General features: G+C 29.4%; 13 protein-coding genes. 12 read left to right on the top strand and 1 reads right to left on the bottom strand.

The annotated features are described in order from the left end of the window. Positions 1 to 44 precede the first annotated feature (44 nt). From AC2TEO_RS03100 to AC2TEO_RS03070, 7 genes are all read left to right on the top strand, one after another. Positions 45 to 1,151 (top strand): imelysin family protein, encoded by a 1,107-nt coding sequence (locus AC2TEO_RS03100; protein WP_442266699.1) that lies wholly within the window; start codon positions 45 to 47, stop codon positions 1,149 to 1,151. Between the two features lie 57 nt (positions 1,152 to 1,208). Next, the gene (locus tag AC2TEO_RS03095) at positions 1,209 to 2,576 is read left to right on the top strand and encodes an HTTM domain-containing protein (protein ID WP_442266698.1); all 1,368 of its coding nucleotides are present in this window, start codon (positions 1,209 to 1,211) and stop codon (positions 2,574 to 2,576) included. Then, positions 2,551 to 4,980, top strand: a complete 2,430-nt coding sequence (locus tag AC2TEO_RS03090; RefSeq protein ID WP_442266697.1) for a TonB-dependent receptor family protein — start codon at positions 2,551 to 2,553, stop codon at positions 4,978 to 4,980. The genes AC2TEO_RS03095 and AC2TEO_RS03090 overlap by 26 nt, the downstream gene beginning before the upstream one ends. A gap of 95 nt (positions 4,981 to 5,075) precedes the next feature. Next, positions 5,076 to 5,798, top strand: coding sequence for a hypothetical protein (locus AC2TEO_RS03085; RefSeq protein ID WP_442266696.1), 723 nt, complete (start codon positions 5,076 to 5,078; stop codon positions 5,796 to 5,798). A 127-nt stretch (positions 5,799 to 5,925) separates the two neighbouring features. Then, positions 5,926 to 6,444, top strand: a complete 519-nt coding sequence (locus AC2TEO_RS03080) for a hypothetical protein (protein ID WP_442266695.1) — start codon at positions 5,926 to 5,928, stop codon at positions 6,442 to 6,444. Then, positions 6,444 to 8,171: a tetratricopeptide repeat-containing sensor histidine kinase gene (locus AC2TEO_RS03075; RefSeq protein WP_442266694.1), complete on the top strand. Its 1,728-nt coding sequence runs from the start codon at positions 6,444 to 6,446 to the stop codon at positions 8,169 to 8,171. The genes AC2TEO_RS03080 and AC2TEO_RS03075 overlap by 1 nt, the downstream gene beginning before the upstream one ends. 82 nt (positions 8,172 to 8,253) lie before the next feature. After that, the gene (locus tag AC2TEO_RS03070; protein ID WP_442266693.1) at positions 8,254 to 8,997 is read left to right on the top strand and encodes a LytR/AlgR family response regulator transcription factor; all 744 of its coding nucleotides are present in this window, start codon (positions 8,254 to 8,256) and stop codon (positions 8,995 to 8,997) included. 74 nt (positions 8,998 to 9,071) lie between these two features. Here AC2TEO_RS03070 and AC2TEO_RS03065 read toward each other — a convergent pair whose 3' ends face one another. Beyond that, positions 9,072 to 9,476, bottom strand: coding sequence for a DUF1842 domain-containing protein (locus AC2TEO_RS03065; RefSeq protein WP_442266692.1), 405 nt, complete (start codon positions 9,474 to 9,476; stop codon positions 9,072 to 9,074). 261 nt (positions 9,477 to 9,737) lie between these two features. Between AC2TEO_RS03065 and guaB the strand changes: the two genes are divergently transcribed. From guaB to AC2TEO_RS03040, 5 genes are all read left to right on the top strand, one after another. Then, complete coding sequence (guaB, locus tag AC2TEO_RS03060) at positions 9,738 to 11,213, top strand: IMP dehydrogenase (protein ID WP_442267741.1); 1,476 nt, start codon at positions 9,738 to 9,740, stop codon at positions 11,211 to 11,213. A 207-nt stretch (positions 11,214 to 11,420) separates the two neighbouring features. Continuing rightward, positions 11,421 to 13,922 carry a TonB-dependent receptor gene (locus AC2TEO_RS03055; RefSeq protein ID WP_442266691.1) on the top strand — a complete coding sequence of 834 codons (2,502 nt, stop codon included), beginning with the start codon at positions 11,421 to 11,423 and terminating at the stop codon, positions 13,920 to 13,922. Positions 13,923 to 13,940: 18 nt separating this feature from the next. After that, the gene (locus AC2TEO_RS03050; RefSeq protein ID WP_442266690.1) at positions 13,941 to 20,387 is read left to right on the top strand and encodes a DUF8616 domain-containing protein; all 6,447 of its coding nucleotides are present in this window, start codon (positions 13,941 to 13,943) and stop codon (positions 20,385 to 20,387) included. Between the two features lie 10 nt (positions 20,388 to 20,397). Beyond that, on the top strand, positions 20,398 to 21,195 hold the full coding sequence (locus tag AC2TEO_RS03045; protein WP_442266689.1) for a hypothetical protein: 798 nt from the start codon (positions 20,398 to 20,400) through the stop codon (positions 21,193 to 21,195). Between the two features lie 326 nt (positions 21,196 to 21,521). Then, positions 21,522 to 26,138, top strand: a complete 4,617-nt coding sequence (locus AC2TEO_RS03040) for a hypothetical protein (protein ID WP_442266688.1) — start codon at positions 21,522 to 21,524, stop codon at positions 26,136 to 26,138.

Below are 26,138 nucleotides of genomic sequence, written 5' to 3'. Positions count from 1 at the left end.
CTTTGCGGGAGTTTTATTTAGAATAAATAGAAATAACTTTTTATATGTTTAAAAAATATTCCATACTATTCATTTCATTCTTGTTAATCTTATCTTGTTCTGATAATTCACAAGATCCTGGGGATAATAATAATACAGATAATTTCGATAGAGGAGCTTTGTTAACCTTTCTAGCAGATAACACAATTATTCCTGCTTTTGAAACCTTAGAAACTAGGTTAGCTCAATTAAAAACAGATGCTATTAGTTTTACTGCAACTCCAAATGTCACTACATTAAATCAGGTTAGATCAAGTTGGGAGTCAACATATATGATTTGGCAAAGTGTTTCAATGTTCGATATTGGTAAGGCTGAAGAATTACAGTTTGTAAACCATTTTAATATTTTTCCAGTAACTGTTGCAGATATTGAAAGCAACATTACAAATGGAACTTACGATTTTAATAGTCCAAATAATCACGATGCTCAAGGTTTACCAGCTTTAGATTATTTATTTAACGCTATAGGAGCAGATGATACAGCAATACTTGAAAAATTTACTACTGATGTAAATGCTGCAGGATATAAAAAATATGTAAATGATATTGTAGAAAAAATGAGTACTATAGCTAGCGATATTGTATCAGATTGGAAAGGAAGTTATAGAACTCAGTTTATTTCAAGTACTTCTAATACTGCAACTAGTGCACTTAATAAATTAGTAAATGACTTTATTTTTTACTACGAAAAAAGATTAAGAGCAAATAAATTTGGGATACCTGGAGGAGTTTTTTCTAATACAGCTTTACCAGAAAAAGTTGAAGCTTTTTATAAGAAAGATATTTCTAAAAAATTAGCATTACAAGGATTAAAATCTGTACAAGATGTTTTCACTGGACACGGTTATATTGGTACAAATGGAGCTAGTTTTAAATCTTATTTAGTTAGCTTGAATAAATCAACATTAGCAACAGATATAGAAAATCAGTTGAATTTAGCAAAAACACAAATTGAAACTTTAGATGATAATTTTTTCAATCAAGTAAGTTCTAATAATACAGAAATGTTAAAAGCATATGACGAATTACAAAAAGCAGTTGTACTGTTAAAAGTAGATATGTTACAGGTATTTAATGTAAGTGTTGACTTTGTTGATGCTGATGGAGATTAAAAATATAAATTACTAAGTATAATATTAAAAGCTGTCTGTTAACTCAGGCAGTTTTTTGTGTATAAGAGATTGACTTTAAATAATTACATATTAAAAAAGACTAGTGCAGCTCCTTTGGCAACTTTCCGTTTGTTTTTCGGGTTGTTAATGTGTATCAGTATCATTAGGTTTTGGTACAACGGATGGATAGAGAAATTATATATTCAACCTAAGTTTTTCTTTTCTTTTTATGGCTTCAGCTGGATTAAACCGTTAGGGAATTATACTTACTTTCTCTTTATTCTTTGCGGAATTTCAGCATTATTAGTTGCTGTAGGTTATAAGTATAGATTGTCAATAATTACTTTCTTTTTAAGTTTTACTTATATCGAATTAATGGATAAGACAACTTATCTTAATCATTATTATTTTATAAGTATTCTTAGTTTTCTACTTATTTTTTTACCTGCAAATGCAACTTTTTCATTAGATAACTATTTCAATAAAAAATCATACAAAACGATACCGAATTGGACAATCGATAGTATTAAACTCCTTTTAGGAATTGTTTATTTTTATGCTGGTTTAGCCAAATTAAATTCCGATTGGTTGTTTAGGGCACAACCTTTAAAAATATGGCTACCTTCTAAATACGACCTGCCTTTAATTGGAAATAATCTAATGCAACAAGAATGGTTTCATTTTGCTATGAGTTGGAGTGGAGCTATTTATGATTTATCTATACCTTTTTTATTATTATTTAAAAGAACAAGAACTATTGGGTTTTTCCTAGTTGTTCTTTTTCATGTATTTACAAGGATTTTATTTCCGATAGGAATGTTTCCTTATATCATGATCGTTGCTACGCTAATATTTTTTAGCGCATCTTTTCATGAAAAAATAATTGCTTTCATAAAAAGTAAGCTAAGATTAAAAACAAATAACATAGAAGAAATTGAAATTTTTCAATTTAGAAGAACATTTACTTTAAAGATTGTTAGTGTGTTTCTAGTTTTACAACTTTTATTGCCATGGAGATATTTATTGTATCCTGGGGAATTATTTTGGACAGAACAAGGATATCGATTCTCTTGGCGTGTAATGTTAATGGAAAAAGCAGGATACACCACATTTAAAATTGTTGATGGAAAAACCAAACAATTCTTTTACGTTGACAATACAGATTTTTTAACCTCTTTTCAGGAAAAACAAATGAGTTTTCAACCTGATTTTATTATAGAATATGCTCACTTTTTAGGAGATCATTTTACGCAACAAGGGCACAAGAATGTTGAAGTATATGCAGACTCTTATGTGGCATTAAACGGACGTTCTAGCGAACGTTTTATAGATGCTAAAGTTGATTTATATAAAGAAAAAAACAGTTTCAAACATAAATATTGGATTTTACCTTTTACAAATGAGATTAAGATTAAAGGATTATAGTTGTTTTATTATAGTATTTCTAGTTTCAGTATGCGCATTTGGGCAACAGCGCTACAAAGGAACGGTTACAAATGAGAATAAAAAAGCTTTACAAAAAGTACAGCTTTTAGATAGTTCAGGAAACGTACTAACAGAAACTAATAACAAAGGGGAGTTTGAGTTTACATCAAATAAAACGCAAATTCAAGTTATTTTCTATTTAGACGAATATGAGCTTTTAGAGAAAAAATTAATAGCAAACGAGAATGTAAATATCATTCTAGCTTCTTTTTCTGAAGAATTATCAGAAGTAGAAATAACAGCTAAAAAGAGAAAAGCTTTCGAACTAAAAAGACTTAAAGATGTTGAAGGTACAGCTATTTATGCAGGAAAAAAGACAGAAGTTATTTTAGTTACAGAATCAACAGCAAATTTGGCAGCAAATAATGCCAGACAATTGTATAATCAAGTCGCTGGTTTAAATATTTTTGAAAATGATGATGCTGGTTTACAATTAAATGTTGGTGGTCGTGGTTTAGATCCAAATAGAACTTCAAACTTTAATACACGTCAGAATGGTTATGATATTAGTGCAGACGTTTTAGGATATCCAGAAAGTTATTATTCACCAGCAGCAGAAGGAGTTCAAGAAATACAAGTTATTCGTGGAGCTGCTTCTTTACAATATGGAACTCAATTTGGTGGATTAATCAACTTCGTTATGAAGAAGCCAAATCCAAATAAACCTTTCGAAATTGTTTCAAGAAGTACACTAGGGAGTTTTAATTTATTTACAAATTTTACCAGTGTTGGAGGTACATCAGACAAATTAAGTTATTATGCTTTTTATAATTACAAACAAGGAGATGGATTCAGACCAAATTCAGGATTTAATTCAAAAAACATTTTCACTCATTTAGGATATCAAATTTCCGATAAATCTAAGATAGAAGGTGAAGTAACCTATTTAACTTATTTATCACAACAAGCTGGTGGTTTAACGGACAGAATGTTTGCTGAAGATCCTTTTCAAAGTAATAGAGAAAGAAATTGGTTTAATGTAGATTGGTTTTTATATAACCTAAAATATACTCATGATTTTTCTACAAACACAAAACTTACATTCAGTTTCTTTGGTTTAAATGCTTCGAGAAAAGCTATAGGTTTTAGAGATAGGAGAGTTGATTTACCTGACAATTTAGGAGCTAGAGAATTACTAAGTAGTGATTTTAATAATTTTGGTTTTGAAGCTCGCTTTCTAGATCGATATACTTTATTTGGAAAGAAAGCAACTTACTTATTAGGATCTAAATATTATAAAGCAGATAATACATCTATTCAAGGTCCAGGGACAGATGGAAGTGATGCGAATTTTAGTTCAGCTTTAGATCAATTTCCGAACTTCACATTTCAATCAAACTTTGAGAATCCGAATGAAAATATAGCTGTTTTCGGAGAGAATATTTTTTATGTAAGTGATCAATTTTCTATTACCCCAGGTTTTCGTTTCGAATACATTAATACAGGAAGTAATGGTTTTAGAAGACGTGTAAATACAGATGCTGCTGGAAATCCGATCGGAACAGTAGAAGAGTCAGATAATCTTACTAAAAGCCGCTCATTTGTTTTATTAGGATTAGGTTTAAGTTATAAACCGAATGATGTTTTAGAAGTTTACGGTAATGTTTCACAAAACTATCGTTCTATTACGTTTTCCGATGTAAACATTGTAAATCCATCTAACGCAGTAGATCCAAATTTAGAAGACGAAAAAGGTTTTACAATAGATTTAGGTGTTCGCGGAAACTTAAACCGATTCATTTCTTACGACTTAAGCAGTTTCGCTTTATTTTATAATAATAGAATAGGAGACTTTACAACTACAATTCCACCTTTAAATACTGTTGGTCAATTAAGAACAAATGTTGGTGAAGCAAGAATTATAGGTGTGGAATCTTTATTAGATGTTAATCTTAAAAAAGTATTTAGTTTATCAAACGATTATAGTTTAAATACATTTATAAATACTTCTTTTATTAACTCTGAATACACTTCTTCAAGAGAAAATAATATTGAAGGTAACAAAGTAGAATTTGTACCAGATGTAAATTTAAAAACAGGATTAAAATTTGGATATAAGGATTTTACTACAAGTGTTCAATATTCATATTTATCAGAACAATTCAACGATGCTAATAATTCTGCTACACCAGATAATTCTAATGCTGTTCGTGGGCCAATTCCTGCATATAGTATTTTAGATTTTTCAGCTTCATACACATATAAATTCTTAAAATTAGAAGTAGGTGTAAATAACGCTTTAAATGAAGTGTATTTTACAAGAAGAGCAACAGGATATCCAGGGCCAGGAATTATTCCTTCTGCACCAAGAAATTGGTACACAACATTACAATTTAAATTCTAAAAATTCTTTAGAATATTTCTAAATAAAACCGAAAAAACCAGTGTGATCTTACGCTGGTTTTTTTGTTGTATTTTTATGGTAAATAGATAGTTATCATGTTACATCCGGTTAATTTAAAAGAAAAATTACTTAAATTAAGAAATAAAGAACTTAAGAATTCTTCTATAGATTTTTGGATAGAAGAAATTTTCTCTGATTTAGATGCAGCCAGAACAGCTACAAAAGATAAATTAAAAGAAGAAAGTGATATAGAAAACACAAATCGTTTTGATATTGATTTTGTTGATTCTAATGCTATTTTTCACATAGAACAAATACGAAAAATATGTATTGATTATCGACTTCGTTTTCTTGATACGAGTTTTTTTAAAGGAGACTTTCCTGAAGAGACAATTACCAAAATACACGAATTAGAGAGAACTCATAATACAAATTTTCAAGGTTTTAAAATAATTGCACCTTCAATATTATTTCGATTAAAAAAGGCAGATGATCCAATGCTTTTTGCACCTATGGGAAATGGTTATTACTATTTAATTCATAAATGGGGTAATGATTTACATCCACTCAGAAAGCTTAAATTTTGGTTTATAAAAGATTTAGATAATTTCATATTTACATTATTAGCTTTATGCTTTTTGTTTTCAATAGCAACACACACTTTTTTCTTCAGAGAACATTCCTCTATCAGTTATTTTATAGTTTTATTTCTATTCTATTTCAAAGGAGCCGTAGGTTTAAGTTTATTATGGGGAGTTTCTTTAGGTAAGAATTTCAACAAGTATATTTGGCAAAGTAAATACGATAAGGTATCTTAATAATTTGTTGTGATTCTTTAATTTACGTTACAATATTGTTTTCTTTAGGTTAGATTGATGAAAAAATTACTTTTTTTTCAATTTTTATTGTAGATTTAGTCTTTCTAATCAAACAATTTTAAAAACTATGGCATCTATTACAATAGGAGCAAACCCAGTGTTAACTAAATTAAACACAACAGTAAATTACAATCCAAATTCAAACTATCCTGCAGTAACAGTTTTTAGTAACGGTAACAACAATTACTCTGTTTACGCTTTATGTTATATTCCAACAGGAACCTTAGTTCCAAAGTCAGTAACAGATTTTTGTCAAGGAAATTATTCAGGTTTTACACCAGCACAAGCAGTGCCTTTAAAAGGAACAACAGAAAGTGCTACTGTTGTTTTAGCTAATTTTGAGGATATTACTAATGCGGATATGGTGCAATCAACTAATACAGAATTTACAACTCGTGCTTTTGCAGTTTGTTATGATTTTGATGCTCAAGGAGCTTCTTCATACGAATGTGAAGTTTATGCATTAGAATTTAATTATACAGTAAATGATGATAGTAATTTTGAAGTATTATTCTTAGCCCAAGGTGATTTAGATCCAGAATTAAGTAGAGGAACAGTAACTGCCCCTTCAATTCCAAAAAAATAATGAAATTTTCATTTTTTTTATTCTTTTTTATATCCATTAATGTAGTCAATTCTCAGAATGTTTCAAAAAAAATAGGGGAGTATAATAAGTTACTAAATAGTTCTAAAGTTTTATGTAATTCCCCTAAAAAGAAAGTTTTTTGTAAAGCTTTTGATTATTATACTAAATCAAATTATGATTCATGTTATATTTTTAGCTCAAAAGCAATACTCACAGCTGATTCACAAAAAGAAAAGGATATTCTAAATTATATACAAGGTGTTAGTGCAATTAACAAAAAAATATTTAAGAAAGCTTTAAATAACTTTGATAATATATCAAATCAATCAGATTTTAAAAATCTAAAAAATTTAAAATTAGGTTGGTTACATCTAAATTTAAAAGATTATAAGAAATCTATTGAATACTATTTGGATTGGGAAAATAATATTGAATCTACAACTGATAGTATAATAAGGAGTAATGCTTTTCATGATATAGGAGTTTGTTATATCCACATGAAAGATTATAATAAAGCAAAAAAATATTTTGATAAAGAGATATTTCTATTAGATAAAAAAGATAAGAGCTCTCTTATTCGAACCAAAATTGATTTAGCTAACATTTATTACCAACAATATCTAGATAATGAGGCAATACCATTGTTTGAAGATGCTTACAAAATGGCAAAATCATTTTCTGATTTGGACCTAAAACAATTAACAGCACAAAATATGGCGGTTATTGAACGTAATCGTAAACGCTATAAAGAAAGTGTAGAATATTATCAGGAATATAATAAATGGAAAGATTCTATTTGGAATCGCGATCGAATTATAGAATTAGCCGATAGAGATAAAAAACTAACGGTAGCTCAAAAAGATAAAGAAATAGCAGTGCAAGAAGCTGAAATAAAGCAAAAAGAAGCAGTTCAACGTGGACTGCTTTTTGGAGCTTCTGGCTTGATGTTATTTATTGGAGCTTTAGGTTTTTTCTATTCTAAACTAAGAAAACAAAATGTTTTAATTACTAAGCAAAAAGAAGATTTAGCTATTGCAAACAAAACCAAGAACTATCTTTTTTCTGTAGTTTCTCACGATTTACGCTCTCCAATGAATACGATTAAATATCAGCATGAACAATTAAAAAAACATATCGCTGATAATAATTTAGAAGCGATTGAAGAAGCAAATAATACAGCTATTACAGTTACAGAAAGCACTAGTCATTTATTAAACAATGTATTGCATTGGTCTTTAGAGCAAAGTAATCAAATGGTTTTCGCGCAAAAAGCGTATCCTTTAAAACCAATTGTTGAACATGTTTTATATGATTACGAAAATCTTATCGAAGCTAATGCTATAGAAATCTCCACAAATTATATTCAAAATTCAATTGTAAATGCTGATAGAGAATCTATAAAGATCGTATTGCGTAATCTTTTAGATAATGCAGTAAAATACATGAACGGAGAAGGTAAAATCACCGTAGAAATTGGTGTAGATAATGAAAATTACAGTTATGTATCTATTCAAGATACAGGAATTGGAATTCCTAAAGATCGATTAGAGAAAATTAATGCTTTAAAAGGTGTAAGTATCGATAAGATAGATCGTTCTGAAGGTGTGGGACTTGGATTAATCTTATGTCAAACTTTAGTTAAAAAGAATAAAGGAATTTTATCTTTTGATAGTGAAGTTGGTAAAGGAACAAAAGTAACGATTCAATTGCCAATTGTAAACGAATAAATAAATAACTTTCTTTTATTTGTGATTAACAAACTAGAGTTTATCAACTTTTTTATACTTTTATAGTATAAATCATTATTACATGAAAAACCTTCGATTATTATTATTAGAAGATTTAGATAAAGAAGCACAAGAATTAGTCGATTTTTTACATCAGCATGAATATAATATTACAAGAGCTAGAAATCTTGCTGAAGCTGAAAGTGAAATTAAAAATCGTTTCTTTGATGTTATCATTCTAGATATTATGATCGATGGTAAACCAGAAGGAATTGAATTTGCTCAACGTTTAAATAAAGAAGGAATAGATGTTCCTTTTTTATTTTTAACAAGTATGCAAAGTCGAGCAATATTTGATGAAGCTAAATTGACAAATCCATTGGTGTATCTTTTAAAGCCATACAATAAATTAGAATTGTTGTATTCTTTAGAATTAGCTATAGAATCTTGTTATCATCAAAATAATAGTATAAGCTTTGGAGATGATAATGGAGTGTTAAGTCCAAAATACTTGTTTATTAAACATAAAAGAAGTGTTGTTAAAGTAGATGTAGATTCAATCAACTTTATTGATGTAAAAGAAAAATATTGTAATTTACAATGTAGTGAAGGAAGGTATTTGGTAAAGTTATCTTTAGTGAAATTGAAGGAAATGTTGAATAATGATAATTTCAGACAAGTACACAGAAATTATTTAGTTAACATTAGAAGTATTAAAGAAATTTATTTAGAAGATAATTTGATTATTCTAAATAATTTAGAAAAAATTCCTTTTAGTGAACGGTACAAAAACGCATTTATTAGAGATAATACAATTTTTAGATAAAAAAAATAAGGTAATACAAGGAAAATAAGTATCTCCAAGTATTACCTTAAAATTTATAATCCCCTAAATTATTTTTACTTTACTGATTTTACAGGAACGTTATTCACTTTCTGAAAACCAAAGGAAAAACCACCTGTTCCATTCCAATCATTATCAACATCTAAGTACGCTTCAAATTTTTCCAAATAACTACCTATTGCAGGAGGAGTCATAGAAACAACATATTCACCTTTTAAATCTATAATTTGTGTAATGTTACCATAGCCAGTATGTCGTAATCTCCCAGCTACATTAACTTTAATTGTAGGGCTATCAATAGCTTGAGTAATTTCTACAATTCCAGATACGGTTTCTTGTTCAGTAGAAACAACTAAGGAGTATTGAGCTATTGGAGCTCCAGGCATTCCTACATTTCCAATAGTTCCTTTAGCAAGATAAGAAGTGTCGAGTAATGATTTTGGTTCTTTTAAAGTAGCCATATTAAGTTTTGGTTTTCGGGTTAGTTAATTTAAAATTATAATCTGAAATAGATAATCCAGTTATTTAACAACAACGAAGTTATTTTTAAATTCGACTTTAAAATTTGTTTTTTCCTTAAGTGTATAAATATCGAGAATGAGCGCTTTAGAATTAGTTCATAAAAGGAAATCTTAATCATTAACATTAAGGTAAACTAAAAGTTACAATAAAAGTAGTATATTTGCATGCAATTAATTGACAAGATAATTATTGATTGCAATATGAATGCTCACCAAAATAAATTTGTAGGCGAAGGTTTAACATACGATGATGTTTTATTAGTACCTGCATATTCAGAAGTACTTCCTAGAGAAGTAAACATCCAAACAAAATTCACAAAAAATATTACAATAAATGTACCTATAGTTTCCGCTGCTATGGATACAGTTACAGAGAGTGATATGGCTATTGCTATGGCAAGAGAAGGAGGTATAGGTGTTTTACATAAAAACATGACTATAGAAAAGCAGGCAAAAGAAGTAAGAAAGGTGAAGAGAGCAGAAAGTGGAATGATTATAGATCCTATTACTCTAACTTTAGATGCAATTGTTTTAGATGCTAAATCTGCAATGAAAGAGCATAAGATTGGAGGAATTCCAGTTATTGATGAGGGGAAAAAGTTAGTTGGTATTGTTACGAATAGAGATTTGCGTTTTGAAAAGAATAATAATAGGTCAATTACAGAAGTAATGACTTCTGAAAATTTAATAACTGTAGCTGAAGGAACTTCACTTCAAGAAGCAGAAATTATTTTACAGGAAAATAAGATTGAAAAGTTACCAGTTGTAAATGATAATGATGTTTTAGTTGGTTTAATTACTTTTAGAGATATTACAAAAACGACTCAAAAACCAATTGCCAATAAAGATAGTTTAGGAAGGTTACGTGTAGCGGCTGCTTTAGGTGTTACAGCAGATGCTGTAGATAGAGCAGAAGCATTGGTAAATGCTGGAGTCGATGCTGTAATAATTGACACAGCTCATGGACATACAAAAGGAGTAGTGTCTGTATTAAAAGAAGTAAAAGCTAAGTTTCCTAATTTAGACGTTGTAGTTGGTAATATTGCTACTCCTGAAGCAGCTAAATATTTAGTTGAAGCAGGAGCTGATGCGGTTAAAGTTGGTATTGGCCCAGGTTCTATTTGTACAACAAGAGTTGTAGCTGGTGTAGGTTTTCCTCAATTTTCTGCAGTATTAGAAGTTGCTGCAGCAATAAAAGGTTCTGGAGTGCCAGTAATTGCTGATGGAGGAATTCGTTATACAGGTGATATTCCAAAAGCTATTGCAGCTGGTGCTGACTGTGTTATGTTAGGTTCTTTATTAGCAGGAACTAAAGAAAGCCCAGGTGAAACTATAATTTTCGATGGGAGAAAGTTTAAAACATATAGAGGAATGGGATCTGTAGAAGCTATGAAAAAAGGTTCTAAAGATCGTTATTTTCAAGATGTTGAAGACGATATTAAAAAATTAGTTCCAGAAGGAATTGTAGGACGAGTTCCTTATAAAGGAGAGTTATATGAAAGTATTCACCAATTTGTTGGAGGTCTACGTGCAGGAATGGGATATAGTGGAGCTAAAGATATTGATACTTTGAAGGAAAATGGAAAGTTTGTAAGAATTACGTCAAGTGGTATTAATGAAAGTCATCCACATGATGTTACAATTACAAAAGAAGCACCAAATTATAGTAGAAGGTAATAAACTAAACATATAAACTTGAAAACCATTGAAAACATAATTTTTCAATGGTTTTTTATTTTAATAGAATTCACTCTCAATATCTTACGATTACTAAAGAATCTTAAAATTATAATCAAAATTGATTTAACATATATTTAAGAAACTTCAGAAAAGATTTTTTTGTTAGCAAAAAAATCTTTTTTTTTGCGCGAAATTAGTTGTCTATTGAATTTTAAGAAAATAGTATTTTTAAAAGTTGTTTTCTTTTCTCTTTTTTCATCATCCCAAAACCTAGAAAAAATAGGAAAGTCACCACTTTTTAAGTTATCTGGGGGGGTAGCAGTAAATTCGGTTTATTACGCAGGGGACGCAAATAGAGAACCATTTACATATTTTTTATCAGGAAATGTAAACCTGAATATTAGCGATGTGTATAATGTTCCATTCTCTTTTTCGTATTCTAATAGTAAATTCCAAACGAACAATCCCTTTACATTTAACAGGTTAAGTCTACACCCAAGTTACAAGTGGATAACTGCTCATATTGGTGATGTAAGTATGACGTTTTCTCCTTATACATTAAACGGACATCAATTTACTGGTTTAGGTTTAGATTTATCCCCAAAAGATAAATTCAAAGTAAGTGTAATGTATGGTCGCTTACTAAAAGAACGAGAATTTAATGAAGAAAACATTAATGGCGAAGCTAATTACAAGAGAATGGGTTATGGCCTTAATACTTCATATAAATTTGATTTTGCAACACTAGGATTTATATTCTTTAAAGCAAGGGATGATGTAAATTCTTTAGTAAATCCTATTCCTATTGAAACAGAAATATTACCTAAAGACAATACAGTTATTAGTTTTAATGGAGATTTTAATATTAATAAACAAATTAATTTTAAAGCAGAAGTAGCTTTATCTGCACTAACAGAAGATACTAGAGTAGTAGGTGAAAGTGATCATTTTGCTTCTTTTTTGGTAAATAGTAATCCAACTACACAATATTACAAAGCCTTTAATTTAAACTTTAATTATCAAGTTGGAAAAGGCGCAATCGGATTAGGATATGAACGTATCGATCCTAATTATAAAACACTTGGAGGATATTTTTTTAATAACGATTTAGAAAATATTACGGTTAACGCTTCACAAACGATTTTTAACGATCGACTAGCTTTAAATATGAATGCTGGTTTACAAAAAGATGATTTACATGATACTAAAGCTAGTCAGTTAAATCGGCTAGTAATGTCTTTTAATGCAGCATATAATGCTAGTGATAAATTAAACTTAACAGGTAGTTATTCGAATTTTCAGTCATTTACAAATATTAAAGATCAATTCGATTTTATTAATGGCGTAAATCAAATAGAAGAACAGCTCGATCAAGATAATATTACACAGATCTCTCAGAATGCAAACTTGAATGTAAATTACAATTTAGAAGATACACCAAATATCAAACAAAATTTAAACTTTAATTTATCGTATCAAGATGCGGTAAATAAAATAGCAGATGAAATAAGAGAAGAAGATAATTCTGCTTTTTATAATGCTAACACAGCTTATACTTTAACTTATCCAGAAACAGATTTATCGATATCTGGAGCAATTAATACTAGTTTAAGTCAATTAGCAGAATCTAATACTTTAATTCTTGGGCCTACTGTAAGTGCTACAAAAGGATTTTTTGAAAAGACATTAAAAATAAATAGTGCAGTTAGTTATAACGAAACATTAACCGATGGAGAGCGTCAAGGTCAGGTAGCTAACCTAAGATTAGGTGGAAGATATGTGTATAAAAAGCAACATAATTTTAGCTTAAATGCTTTATTTCAATTCAGAAATAGCATTTCAAGTGCTTCTAGTAAAAATTTCACATTAACATTCGGTTACAATTATAGTTTTGGTTTATTTAATTCTAAAGATATTAGGTTTAGAAAGAGAAAAAGAAAGCCAAAAACGAACAAAGTAAAAGCTAAAAAGGAGAAAAAAGCAAAGAAGAAAAGAATTAAAAAACCAATTCGATTTAAGTTTAGAGATTCTTTATATAACGGAACTATTCCTGAAGTAGATTATCAAATAACAACATTAATAAATTCACCACTTTTCGAAACAACTCCAGATAATATAATGGAAGAGTTGAAAAAAGAAAAAGCAGAAATAGCACAAGAAGAAAACAATAAAGCTTATAAAATTAAAGCAATACAATTGCTAAGTGATTTATATAATACTAAAGAAAATATGCGCGAGTTCAATAAGCTGTTATTCTTAGCTATTGGAGATGTATATAGAAGTGCAGAACGAACAGATTATGCTATAGAAAAACAATTTGTTCAGAATAAAAAAGAGATAGTGAAGCATATGTTATGGAATAAAAGTGAAAAAGATATAGCTTCTTATCCTAAAGAAATTCAAAAAGAATATAAACACATGGATAAAGTTTTAAATAAGTCTCATAAAAAACTCCTAGTACACCGATGGATTTTATCGGAATTAGGACAAATTGATTCATTTAAAACTTTAGAAGAAAATAAAAACTTAATCAAAGACTTCAGAAATAAACACGCATCCAAAATTTTTAAAATGTTAAAAATGAAAGAAAAAAAACAAAAAATAAAATTATATTTGGAAGCATTAATTGTCGATTTTTTTGCTAAGGAATCAGAAAGTCATATTGATAAAGATCAATATGAGTTAAAGTATATGGACACAAATTAATAGTAATCCCTTAATTGTATGAAAAAAGAGCTACGCTTTTTATTTGCCTTATTTTTTCTGTTAGAACTAACATTTGCTCAACAATTTCCTGTAAGAATTGTACCAAGAGTAAGCGCTCCTGCACCAGTTAACTTTTATAACTATGCAGATGAAACAAGTTTAAACAGCCCAGTAACAGTTCAAATATTTTTAAATGATTTAACTGTTGCAAGTCGTCAAATTCGTTTGAAAACATATTTTGAAGGTGGAAATATAAATTTCACTAGCAAAGATTTTGTTCTTGGATCTGAACCTCTTTTTATTGAAGGAGGAATTCCATTAACATTAACAAATACACAATTAGCACCTTATTATAAACTAGAGAATATTCAAGGGATTAGTTCTGTAGTTTATGGAAGACCAATTCCTGAAGGAAGTTATAAGTTCTGTTTTGAAGTTTACGATTTTGCTTCAGGAGCAAAACTTTCCGCAAAACAATGTGCTACAGTGTTCATATTCAAAAATGAACCACCTATTTTAAATTTTCCTCAGAACGGGACTAATATAGAACCAACTGATTTTGAAAATATTGCTTTTCAGTGGACACCACGTCACATTAACGTTAGTAATGTTGAATATGAATTTAGTTTAGTAGAGATTTGGGATAATAATGTAAATCCGCAAACAGCTTTTTTATCTCAAGCACCTATCTATGAAGAAACCACAAGAAGAACAACCTTAATTTACGGTCCAGACAAACCGCAATTATTACCTGGTAAAAAATATGCTTGGCGAGTTAAAGCTAAAGCTTTACAAGGATTAGAAGAAATAGGGTTGTTTAAAAACCAAGGATTTAGTGAAATTTTTTGGTTTTCAAGAACAGCTCCTTGTTTAGTTCCCGAGAATGTAAGTGCAGAAGCAAAAGGAACCTCAAAGATAAATGTGTTCTGGGATCAAGATCCTACAATACATTCAGAATATATTATTGCATACCGAGAAGCAGATAATCCAGAAGCACATTGGTTTACAAAGAAAACAAATAGTAGTTGGGCAACAATTTGGAATTTAAAAGCTGGTGTTACATATGAGTATAAAATAAAAGGTAAATGTACGTATCAATACAGTAACTATTCAGAACCTCAGTATATCACCACAGATATGGTGACTAATGAAGATGCGAATTACAATTGTGGTATTGTCCCAGATGCGATTGCAATTTCAAATAGAGAACCACACCCAGGTTTATATATTGGAGATCAAATTACTGCTGGAGATTTTAAAGTGACTCTAACAAATATTACGAGTCAATCTAGTGGAGTAATTTCAGGAAATGGTTTTGTTTCTATTCCATATTTAAATTTTGCAAAGTTTGCAGTTACTTTCAATGGAATTTTAGTCAATTCTTCTAATCAATTAGCAGAAGGAGAAATTGTAACGCTTTATGATCCTAAATTTGGAGAAGGAGCTTCTATGACGGTAGATGTTAATATTGATATTGCTGAAGCTATTAGTGGAGATTCTACTGATAAAGATGGAGTTAAAGTTGATTTTGTAATTACAGAAATTACCATTGATGAAAATGGAGCATTAGTTGTCACAGGAGTAGATAAAGATGGGAAACCAGATCAAGCTGTTATACCTGGTAATACAGATGTTACAGTTACAGATGCCAATGGAGATGTTTGGTCTTATGGTGAAGATGGAAAAATAACAAAAGGTGAAGCTGCAGAAGGAGGAGCTGTAACTAATGAAACAACTAATGGAGTTGATTCAGACGGAGAATATAATGCAATTACAGCTAAAGGAGTAGTTGTATATTTTAAAAGATCTGGATTTTATTACTTCGATAAAAAACCAGAAGGTTCTTATGAAAAGTTAAATGAGCATTATAAATCTTTAGCACATAATGGTGGTAAATATCATATTGGTTATAAAGCAATTTCCGATAATAAAGGGAAGGATATTATTCAAGCTAAAGTTGAAATCACAGATAGTTCTATTAAACGAGATAGTATTATTTTCAAAACTAAAGAAGGAGCTAAGGTAAATATTCTTCGTTGGGATGATGCTACTAATACTGCAGATTTAGAATTAGAACGTAAGTTCGATTATGCAGATGAAGAAATTGTTGCGGTAATTCGTTCTAAAGAAGATCCAAAGAAATTTGATATTGCAGGAAGTTTATTAGTGACACATTTGGCTTCAGATAAGTTAGAGCCTATTAATGTAACATTGGTTCCTGTTTTTAAGGGCGGTTCAGAATCAGAAATAAAAGATAAATTAAGTAAGTTAAAAAATGAGGTTACAGAAATATATAGTAAATCGGGTGTAAGATTAAACATCCAGTTTGTTGAGAATATATCACTTGATCAAATTTATGACTGGGATAAAAACAGTCAAATAGAAGTTGGTGATAGTAATATGTTGTCTAATTACACTAGTAGTGAGAAGTTTTTCAATAACTATATTAAACGACAAACATTTTATAATAAGAAGTCATATTATGTTTTAGTTACTGATATTTCAACAAACAAAATTGATGTTAAAGGGTTTATGCCTTTAAAGCGTCAATTTGGTTTCGTGTTTGATGCTAATGTTAGCGATGATAAGATGCGTGCTAAAACATTGGCTCATGAATTAGGTCACGGTATTTTTGGTTTAGAACATCCATGGGAAGAGTTTGGTACACCAGAAGGAGCTACAGATTTTTTAATGGATAATGCTGATGGAACAGTATTAAATCATTTAGATTGGAAGAAAATGCATGCTCCTGGAATTCAAATTTACTGGTTCCAAGATGATGAAGATGGGGAATTAGGTGGTTTGTATTGGTTAACTCCTGACTGGAAAGCATTTACAGTTCCAAACACTAAGTCTATAGCAAATAAAGTAGAAGGAGATAAGTATGTAAAAGGTTCTGTACCTGGCTTTAAAATCACAAAGGATAAAGATAATAGTATATATTATTACGCTAAATTTAATGCTCAAGGATCTTTTGAAGGATATTATTCTAATAAAGAGAAAAAATTCTATGATTTAAAAACTTCTATTTTAAGTGACAACGATTCAATTGCAGTCTTTAATTTTAACGGAGTTTGTGGTAAAAATTCTTATTATAAAGCTAAATGGGAAAATGTTAAAGGACAAAAAGGAAAAAATCCAATAGTAGCAGAAAATTTAAGATCTAAAATAACACTAATAAAATGTAGTTCACAAACTCAACAAACTAGTAATTGTAATAGTTTTGTAGCTCTATCTTATGATAAAGAAGAAGATGTGTCTTCATTAGATAAGTATCAAGCTAAATTAAATGAATCTTTAAGTACAGCTCTAGCACAAATAGAGAACACATCTAGTATAGAGACTAGAGATAAGGGTAATTTCAGTCATTTACAATTTATCAACGGTAAGGATATTAATGCTTTAGAAGCTGCTAAAAATTATGAAATTTTAGAAGATAAATTACATTTATTAGCTCATTATACCGATACTTATTTTGTAGTAAGTTTTTTACAATTAGAGTCAACTAATACTAGTATTCCAACTGCTTTATTAAGTGATATGGCAGAAAAAAGTATTGTTGAAAACCAAGCGTTTATTAATGGAAAGAAAGTAGTTCATTTAGTATTATCATCATCTAATTATGAATCAATTTTTGGAGTTGGCCTTTTTAATAATGATGTATGTTACAATATAGGTTATGGACAAAATTCATCTAATATAGTTTTACCAAGCGAAGTAGAAAAAGGTGATTCCCCATTTACCGATATTATAAATGTATTCAAAACGATCGAAAAGCCTTTAAATTTATATGCGACTGTAATAAAATCTGATTTTTCTGTTCATACACTTCAAAGAAAGTCAAGAAATAATGTAAGAGGCTTTCCTTTAATTAATGCATTATCTACATTAAAGTCACCATACTTAAAATTAATAGAGAAAAAGTTAAGAGATAAAAAGACAGAAGTAGGAGATAAACCTAAAGAAGATGCATCAATACCAAAAAAATTAGAGTATGAAAGAAAGTTTATAAAATGGAAGAAAGAGTATGATACTCTAATTTTAGAAGCTGAAGATAAAGATGCTGAGGCCATAGAAAATAATAATAAAGATTATTTCGAGAAAGTTAATGGAGAAATACAATTAAGAGAAGTATACATAACCAATGAAACATTTGATAATGGTTTACAAATGAAATATGCAAATTTTCATTTTGATAAAGATGAAAATTTCGATTTCTTAGTTAGTATAGCTTATACTTTTGACTCTTATGGCAAGTTAGATACAAAGAAGCATTTTTATGATGGAGAAATAAATCCGAATGAAGTTATCTACGGTATGATAGATGCAGCTTCATTATTCTTTGCACCTGTAGGATTAGATACTGTTTTTGATTTTGTAGGGTTAGCTTTTGCAACATATAATAAAGACACAGGAAGAGTCCTTGAATATTCATTTGGTGTAGCAATGTTCGGTTATGCTCAATATGGAACAAAGCTAATTAAATCATATAAGTTAGCAAAGCTCAAAAAAGCAGATGAATCATATGAATATATAATAAAGAGAGCAGAAGAAGAGTTAGCGGAAGGAGAAGAATTATTAACTGAAATAGCTGGAAAAAGTGTACAAGATGCTAGAAATAGATTACGATCAGAAGGTTTTGTTGCTGATATAATTGATGGAGTAGGTGAAATTTCTGCAGCTAATCATATGTTAGTTTTAGGAGGTGATCTAGGAAAAACTACAGAAAGACTTCAAGCAATTGAATCTCAAACTGTAGATAATGTAATTGATATAGTTGTACATGGTGCTGATAATAAAATTATTGTAGATGGTAATGAAGTAACTGATATTGTAAATATTAAAAAGTGGTTAGAAGACAATCATCCAAATGCAGATAAAGTAAGATTATTATCATGTACAAACCTTGAAGGTGCTCAAGATTTTGCCAATAAATTAGGTGATAAGTTTACAGTACAAGCTACTGATGGATATATAAGAGTACATAATGATGGTTTAGTTACTGTAGTACCAAGGCAACCAAATGGAAGTACCCAATGGTATGAATTAGGAGCGAATAGACAAGAAAAAGTTCTACCAGAAAATGCTAGGCCAAGAGGACCAGATGCTGATAAGTTAGATGATGTAGTCTATGCAGATGATTTTTTAGAACTATCTACAAGAACAATTGATGAAATTAATTGGGCAGAATTATTACAAAATTACCCAGATTTAGCTAAAAAAGTAGAAGATAAGTTTGATAATATAGAAGAAAGAGGAAAGTTTGTTGCTGATTTATTACATAAAAAGGTATTACAAAGCCCAAGAATAAAAAAAGAAGAACTTTTACAACAAAATTTGGATAAAGTTTCTGAAATTCATATTGATTCTTGGAAAGTATTACAAAAGTCAAACCCAGATTTAGGTAAAAGTTTGTCAAATTTAGAAGGATTTTCAGTCGTTTTAGAAAGGTTTAATAAATTAGAGAAAGATTTACAAAACGAATTTTTAAAAGCTATAAGCACTACTAAATTAAGTGTAGCAAGCAAGAAAGTTAAATCAGGACCTAGTGGGAAGGTTTATAATGATGACTTATTGATTAATAACATTAAAAACTTTAAAGAAATTGATAACAGTGAAGATATTATTGATATTTGGTTAGAATTAAAAAAATATAAAAAGGAAGTAAATTCACAGTATAATTTCAAGGATATTGCTGCTATTTCAAAGAAAAAATTAGAAATAGAAGACGTAGTTATTAATTATGGATTACGTGATTATAATTTACATAAGTTATTAGACAAATTTGGATATGTAATTTGCGCAAAATATGCTGATGGAGCAAAAAATGTAGCTGGTAATACATTTAAGCAGTTGTTAAAATATTTTAGTGAAGGGAAACCTGATTTTGCATTTGGTAATTCTTTTGATGATTTGATTAAAGCTTATGAAGTAAAAATAGATGGTAAAATATTTACACTAGAAACATATCTTAAAGAAACTAAAGGAGGTAGTAAAAAAGCAAAGAAATTTTTTGATGCATTAAAGAAAAGTAAAAAATTCAATGGTTTTGAGTCTCATCATATACTTGTAATAGAGTTATTAAAATCAAAAGGCTTTAGAAAATGGTATGAAAAATTAGGTAATACTAGAATAGCTTTAAATGGTGAAGATTCGCTATTAAATGTAATAATGTTAGAAAAGTTTGAGAATGATTGGGGTGTACATGCTTCTCATAAAGATTACAATGATGCATTGATTTTTGTTATTAATGAAAGATGGAGATTTTATAAAAGAGAAGGATCCGTAGATGATGCAATAAACCAAATTGATAGAGATATAATAACAATAGTAGAGAAGGTTAAGGAAAAACTTGTAAAAGAGAGTGTTATAGGTTCGGGTGAAAAGCTCAGTGAAAATTGGATAAGAACAAAAGTTAATAATATAATTGATATTCCAACTCTAAGAGAAATGTTAAATAATTAAAAAATCAATAATGAAATTTTATATGTTATCACCTAATACTTTTCAATGGAAAGCTATTCTAAAAGGTAATAAAATTAACGATGTTTTAGCTACAATTAAAAGTAAAGAAGAGTTTATTAATGAAAAAATGCTTCCATTGAAAATGGACATGATAGATAGTTATGAAAACAAAAAATTATGGAAGGGAGATACTATTTTTGTAGATGCGATTACTTGGTCTGATGATTTTACTTTAGGAGGTAATAATCCAGAAGTTGGAGCAGTAATGATAATAAGTAAATCAATTAAAAAGGTTCTTGAAAATTATAATTTACCACCACACCGATTTTATCCAATAGACTTAAAATGTGATTATGTAAAGGAAATTAATTATGATTATTTTTTGTTACAAATGATAGGAGATAACTTTTCAAAAAATGAGATAGTAGATTTTTCTAAATGTACATTCATACAACAGACAAGAAATGACAATGGAGATAGAGTTACTATAGAGAAATATACTGAGGGGATTATTGAAAATAGAGTAGAGTATAATGAAGTTAAAAGAAACAATAGTAAAAAAATAACTATAGGAAGTTATTTGTCTAAAAATGGTTTTGAATTGAAAAATTATTTTGAATTTGAAAATGAAGTTTATAAATATGATTATGATGTTTTATGGGGAGTACCAGATACTATAATTGTAAGTGAAGAAATAAAAAAGGATATAGAAAATTTGAATGTCAAAAACATAATTTTCTCAGAGATTAATCATAATATAATCCGCTCATTTGAATATGAACAGATGAAAAATGATGGAATTATTTAAAGTAACTTTTTAAGTCTTAATCACATCGTTTTAACATAAAATTATGATTTTCAGTTTTTTTTAACTTTATTTGCACCTTGTTAAAATCGACTAAACAGCATGGTCGTAGTTTAACATAGTTCTAAATAAATTTATTTAGAACTTTAATAATAGCATTAAAACGCTATTGTAATCATTTAAAAACCAAGTCCAATTCAAAACGGGGAATTCGATAAAGGCATTTTAATAAAGTATATGTTGCAATAATTGTAAGATTATTAATTGATATAAGAAGAAAATTTTAAGTTTTTTAAAAGTATATGAAAAAAAAATTACCCCTATTTTTTTTGCTATTACTTATTGTAGGTGCAAATCTTTTTGCTACAACAAAGTATAGTAAAAGTTACATCGATAGTTTAAAAGTTGTTAAGAAAACTGAAGTAACACCTAAGTTAAAAGCGACAAAACTTAATTCTAATAAACAATTTCGTAGCTTTAAATCTTTATCCAAATTCGATAAATTAGAAGATAACTTTACTCCTGTAAAAGAGCAACGTTTTACTGATGAAGGTTATCAATTTATATCTAACGATTCTACAAAAAATAAGAAATGGTTAGATATGGCTGTGAACACCTTCGATGTAATTGAAGAAACAGGGAATTTTATTGATGTCATTACTAAAGATGGTTTAGCACAGTTACCAGTGGCAACAAAACCTATGAATATTAGTAATGTAAAATATACCATGGGAATTGCAAAAGCTGTTTTCAAACCTGCATTTACGGAGTTAACAGTATTCTTAAAAATAGAATTTCCTAGTAAAAATGAAAAAAGAGGAAAGCAAGAATTAATTCTTGGTGCTTCAAATGTAAAATTATCACACGAAGGAGGTATTATAGGGGATGCGAAACTTCATTTAATTTCACAGTTTACGACAAATTTTAATAAAGGTTCAATATTACTTACATTAAAAGGAAGTTTTGAACAACCTGGAACATACGCAATTATTGACTGTTCTGGTTTTAAGGAATTAGGTTTAGATGCGAATATCAAATTTGCAAATGGTTTATTACACCCTGTAGACAAAAATGGAAAGAAAAAGATAGGTTATGTAGAAGCCGATTTTAAAACTTCAATTTCAGATTGGAATGATATGGTTGTTAACATTTCATTACCTGAGTTTGGAGTTAAAGGGTTAGAAGGAACTACTTTTCAATTAAATACAGCTGTATTCGATTTTAGTGATTTGCGAAATGACGAAGCAACACCAGCAGCATATTTAAATAAATATTACAAAGAAGAACCTACTTTATGGAGGGGAGTTTATGTAAAATCTTTGAAAGTAATTTTACCGCCAGAATTTAAAATTAAAGGTGGCGGTAAAGATAGAATTGGATTTGGTGCCACAGATCTTATTATCGACGGACAAGGAATAACCGGTAAATTTATTGGTGAAAATATTTTAAGTTTAAATGAAGGTGATGCTTCCGGTTGGGATTTTTCTTTGGATTATTTTATGTTAGATATTGAAACTAATAATTTAAAGGCTGGAGCTTTTAATGGAAAGTTAGTTTTACCTGTTTCAGAACTAGATAGCTTAAAATATAGTGCTGTTTTTCAACCAGGAGAATATAAATTAAGAGTTGAAACTGAGAAAGAAATCAATTTTGATCTTTGGGATGCGGCAGATGTTCACTTAACTAAAGATTCTTTTATAGAGATGCATGTCAAAAATGGTGATTTCAGACCTAAAGCTTCATTAAATGGATCTGTAACAATTAGAACATCACCAGGGAAGAAAAAACCTAATAAGCCGAACAAAGATAAAAAAGATAGTTCGATCAGTTTTGAGGGAATAGTATTTGAAAAAATGGTGATTCAAACTGAATCCCCCATGTTTTCCGTCGAATATTTTGGAACCAAAGGGAAACTCGGACTCGCCGGTTTCCCGGTTACGATTAATGAAATAGGCTTACGAACCCCAACTGATACTCGAGCAGATTTAATTATAGATCTTTCTGTTAATTTAACCTCAGAGTCTGACGGTGGAAATGGAGGATCAAGTAAACTTGTAATTAAAGCAAAACAAGAAGATAGAAAATGGAAATTTGATGGAGTTACTTTAGAAAAATTATTCATTCAAATGGATGTGGCTGGTACACAATTAAGAGGAGCTATATTTATTTTTGATGACGATCCTACCTATGGAACTGGATTTGCTGGGGCGGTAGGAGCTACATTTAATAAAGGTTTAGAAGGTTTCCAAGTTGACGTAAAAGCATTATTTGGACGAACAGAAAAATTTAGATATTGGTTTGCAGATGGTCAAGTAACTATTCCTTCAGGGGTTCCAATTTTTACAGGATTCGCATTAAATACCTTCGGAGGAGGGTTATATAACAGAATGAAGATGGCTGGTGTAAGTAATCAAAATAACGCTGCTTACGAACAAATTGGAGCATCAACTTCTGGTGTAATTTACGAACCTTATGAAGATAATGCTTTCGGAATGAAAGCATCAGTAGGTATTATTACACAAAATTCTGAAGATTTATTTCACGCTACTGTTGAATTTGGAATGGCATTTAATCGTCGAGGAGGATTACAAGAAGTATACCTAAAAGGAAAAGGAGAGTTAGTATCTCCATTACCAGATAGCTTTTATGATGATGTTATAGGAAACTTAGATAAAGTTTCTCAAGATATTGAAAATCCTTATTTACCTGCACAGGAAACATCAGCAGCAATTGCAGCTAGCTTATATATAGGTTACGATTTTGTAAATGATATCTTTCAAACTACTGCAGAAGTTTATATTAACTTAGGTATTGTTAGAGGAGTCGGAAATTACGGTAGAGCAGGTTGGTTAGATTTTTATGCGTCTCCAGATGAATGGCATTTATTAATTGGTACACCTCAAGATCGAATAGGTATTACTATCGATCTAGTATTGTTAGAGATGAAAATGGGGGCTTATTTTATGACTGGAGATAATTTACCAGGAAGTCCACCACCACCACCACAAGTAGCTGATATTTTAGGTTTAGATATAGCCGATTTAGATTACATGAGAGAGCTTAATAATCTTGAATCTGGAAAAGGATTAGCGTTTGGAGCAAGTTTAAGTGTAACAACAGGAGATTTAACATTTTTAATTTTTTATGCAAGGTTTGATGCAGGTGTAGGATTCGATATTATGGTAAAAGATTATGGGGATGCTCATTGTAAAGGATCTTCAGAGCCTATAGGTATGAATGGTTGGTATGCAAATGGTCAGGCATATGCATATCTCCAAGGAGAATTAGGATTAACATTTAGATTATTTGGGTTTAAAACTAAAATTCCAATTATTAGTGGAGGAGGAGCTGTATTATTACAAGCAAAACTTCCGAACCCATCTTGGTTTAGAGGATATTTAGGAGGGAAATTCAATTTATTAGGAGGACTGATTAAAGGTAGTTTCCGATTTAAAGTAGAACTTGGGGAAAAATGTGAAATTGTTGGAGGAAGTCCTATTGATGATATTGTAGTAATCAGTGATTTAAAACCTAAAGATGGAAGCGTTGATGTTGATGTTTTTGCTGCTCCTCAAGCTGTGTTTAATTTACAGGTAAATAAAGTTTTTGAATTACCAGATGAAACAGGAGATAGAAAGTACAAAATATTAATGGATGAATTTTCCATAACTAAAGATGGACAAAAAATTGAAGGAGAAGTAAAATGGAGTAATAATAATGATGCTGCAGCTTTTTATTCTCATGAAATTTTACCACCTAATTCAGATTTAAAAGCATTTATACAATTACACTTTGAGGAGTTTAAAAATGGTCGTTGGGAAGTGATGCAATCTGGTGGAAAAAGAGCACTTGAAACTAAAGAAGTAAACTTTACTACTGGAGAAGCTCCTAAAACAATTCCTTTAACAAACATAGAATATATGTATCCAATTTTAGGTCAAAAAAACTTCTTTATTGAAGAGTATAATAAAGGATATATTAATTTAAAAAGAGGTCAAAGTTATTTATTTGATGCAGTTCCAGATTGGGATAAAACAATGCTCATGTCTTCTGAAACTGGAAATGTTTTAAAAAAATCATTTACCTATAGTTCTGCAAAAAAACAGATTGTATTCCAATTGCCTGAAGGAATGAACAATAGTACAGCTTATACTACTAGTATAAAGTTAATTTCTGAAGGAAGTTCAGTAGGAGATAATATATCAGAAACATATAACAAAAAAGATTTAGATGATAGTTCAGAAAATTCTGTAGAAGTTAAATCTAAACAAGCAGATGGAGATGTTACAAAAGATGGAGAACGAGAATTATTAGTGTATGAATTTGAAACTAGTAATTACGATACATTCAATAAAAAGATGAACTCCATTAATATTACAAAAGATTTATATGATCATGTTATATATCCTTATGGTATTAGCTTGCTTGCAAGTATTAAACAAAATGAACCATTTGATCTGGTTGAATTAGTGGGGAATGAGTACACTGCAGGCAAACCAGTTGTTGTAGCGACTGCAGTTTTAGATGATTCATATTATAAAAAAACAATTTATCCATTATTGTATGCTAATTATCCTCTTGAAGGAGAAATTTCAGTAACAAGAAAGACGGAAGAAATTGGAGTTCCACCAGTAGAAGCCTTGCAACCACTTGCTTGGTATATTACATATTTAGAAAATGAGTATACAGGTGAAACAAGTTTATATTTTCCTTACAGTTATAATTTAACAAACTATTATTGGTATGATTATGAAGATTTATCATATCAATTATTGAATTCAAATATAGCATGGAGAAGTAATCCAAGATATAGAAAAATGCTTTCTGAAGCATTTCCTTATATGAGAAAAGGTAAGTATAAAACTACTTTTAAATATGTTTTACCAGGAGGTATACAAGAAGGAAAAGAAAGAGTAATTAAATATGTAAATCCTATTAACGACTAG

It is taken from the genome of Tenacibaculum aquaeponti (assembly GCF_057221555.1).
The sequence above is the reverse complement of the archived record's forward strand: the minus strand, read 5'-3'. Positions and strand labels throughout refer to the sequence as shown.

What these genes read in the sequence shown, in the direction of transcription:
- AC2TEO_RS03100 (WP_442266699.1), top strand. Translation starts at nt 45, where the DNA reads ATGTTTAAAAAATATTCCATACTATTCATTTCATTCTTGTTAATCTTA.
- AC2TEO_RS03090 (WP_442266697.1), top strand. Translation starts at nt 2,551, where the DNA reads ATGAGATTAAGATTAAAGGATTATAGTTGTTTTATTATAGTATTTCTA.
- AC2TEO_RS03085 (WP_442266696.1), top strand. Translation starts at nt 5,076, where the DNA reads ATGTTACATCCGGTTAATTTAAAAGAAAAATTACTTAAATTAAGAAAT.
- AC2TEO_RS03080 (WP_442266695.1), top strand. Translation starts at nt 5,926, where the DNA reads ATGGCATCTATTACAATAGGAGCAAACCCAGTGTTAACTAAATTAAAC.
- AC2TEO_RS03075 (WP_442266694.1), top strand. Translation starts at nt 6,444, where the DNA reads ATGAAATTTTCATTTTTTTTATTCTTTTTTATATCCATTAATGTAGTC.
- AC2TEO_RS03070 (WP_442266693.1), top strand. Translation starts at nt 8,254, where the DNA reads ATGAAAAACCTTCGATTATTATTATTAGAAGATTTAGATAAAGAAGCA.
- AC2TEO_RS03065 (WP_442266692.1), bottom strand. Translation starts at nt 9,476, where the DNA reads ATGGCTACTTTAAAAGAACCAAAATCATTACTCGACACTTCTTATCTT.
- guaB (WP_442267741.1), top strand. Translation starts at nt 9,738, where the DNA reads ATGAATGCTCACCAAAATAAATTTGTAGGCGAAGGTTTAACATACGAT.
- AC2TEO_RS03050 (WP_442266690.1), top strand. Translation starts at nt 13,941, where the DNA reads ATGAAAAAAGAGCTACGCTTTTTATTTGCCTTATTTTTTCTGTTAGAA.
- AC2TEO_RS03045 (WP_442266689.1), top strand. Translation starts at nt 20,398, where the DNA reads ATGAAATTTTATATGTTATCACCTAATACTTTTCAATGGAAAGCTATT.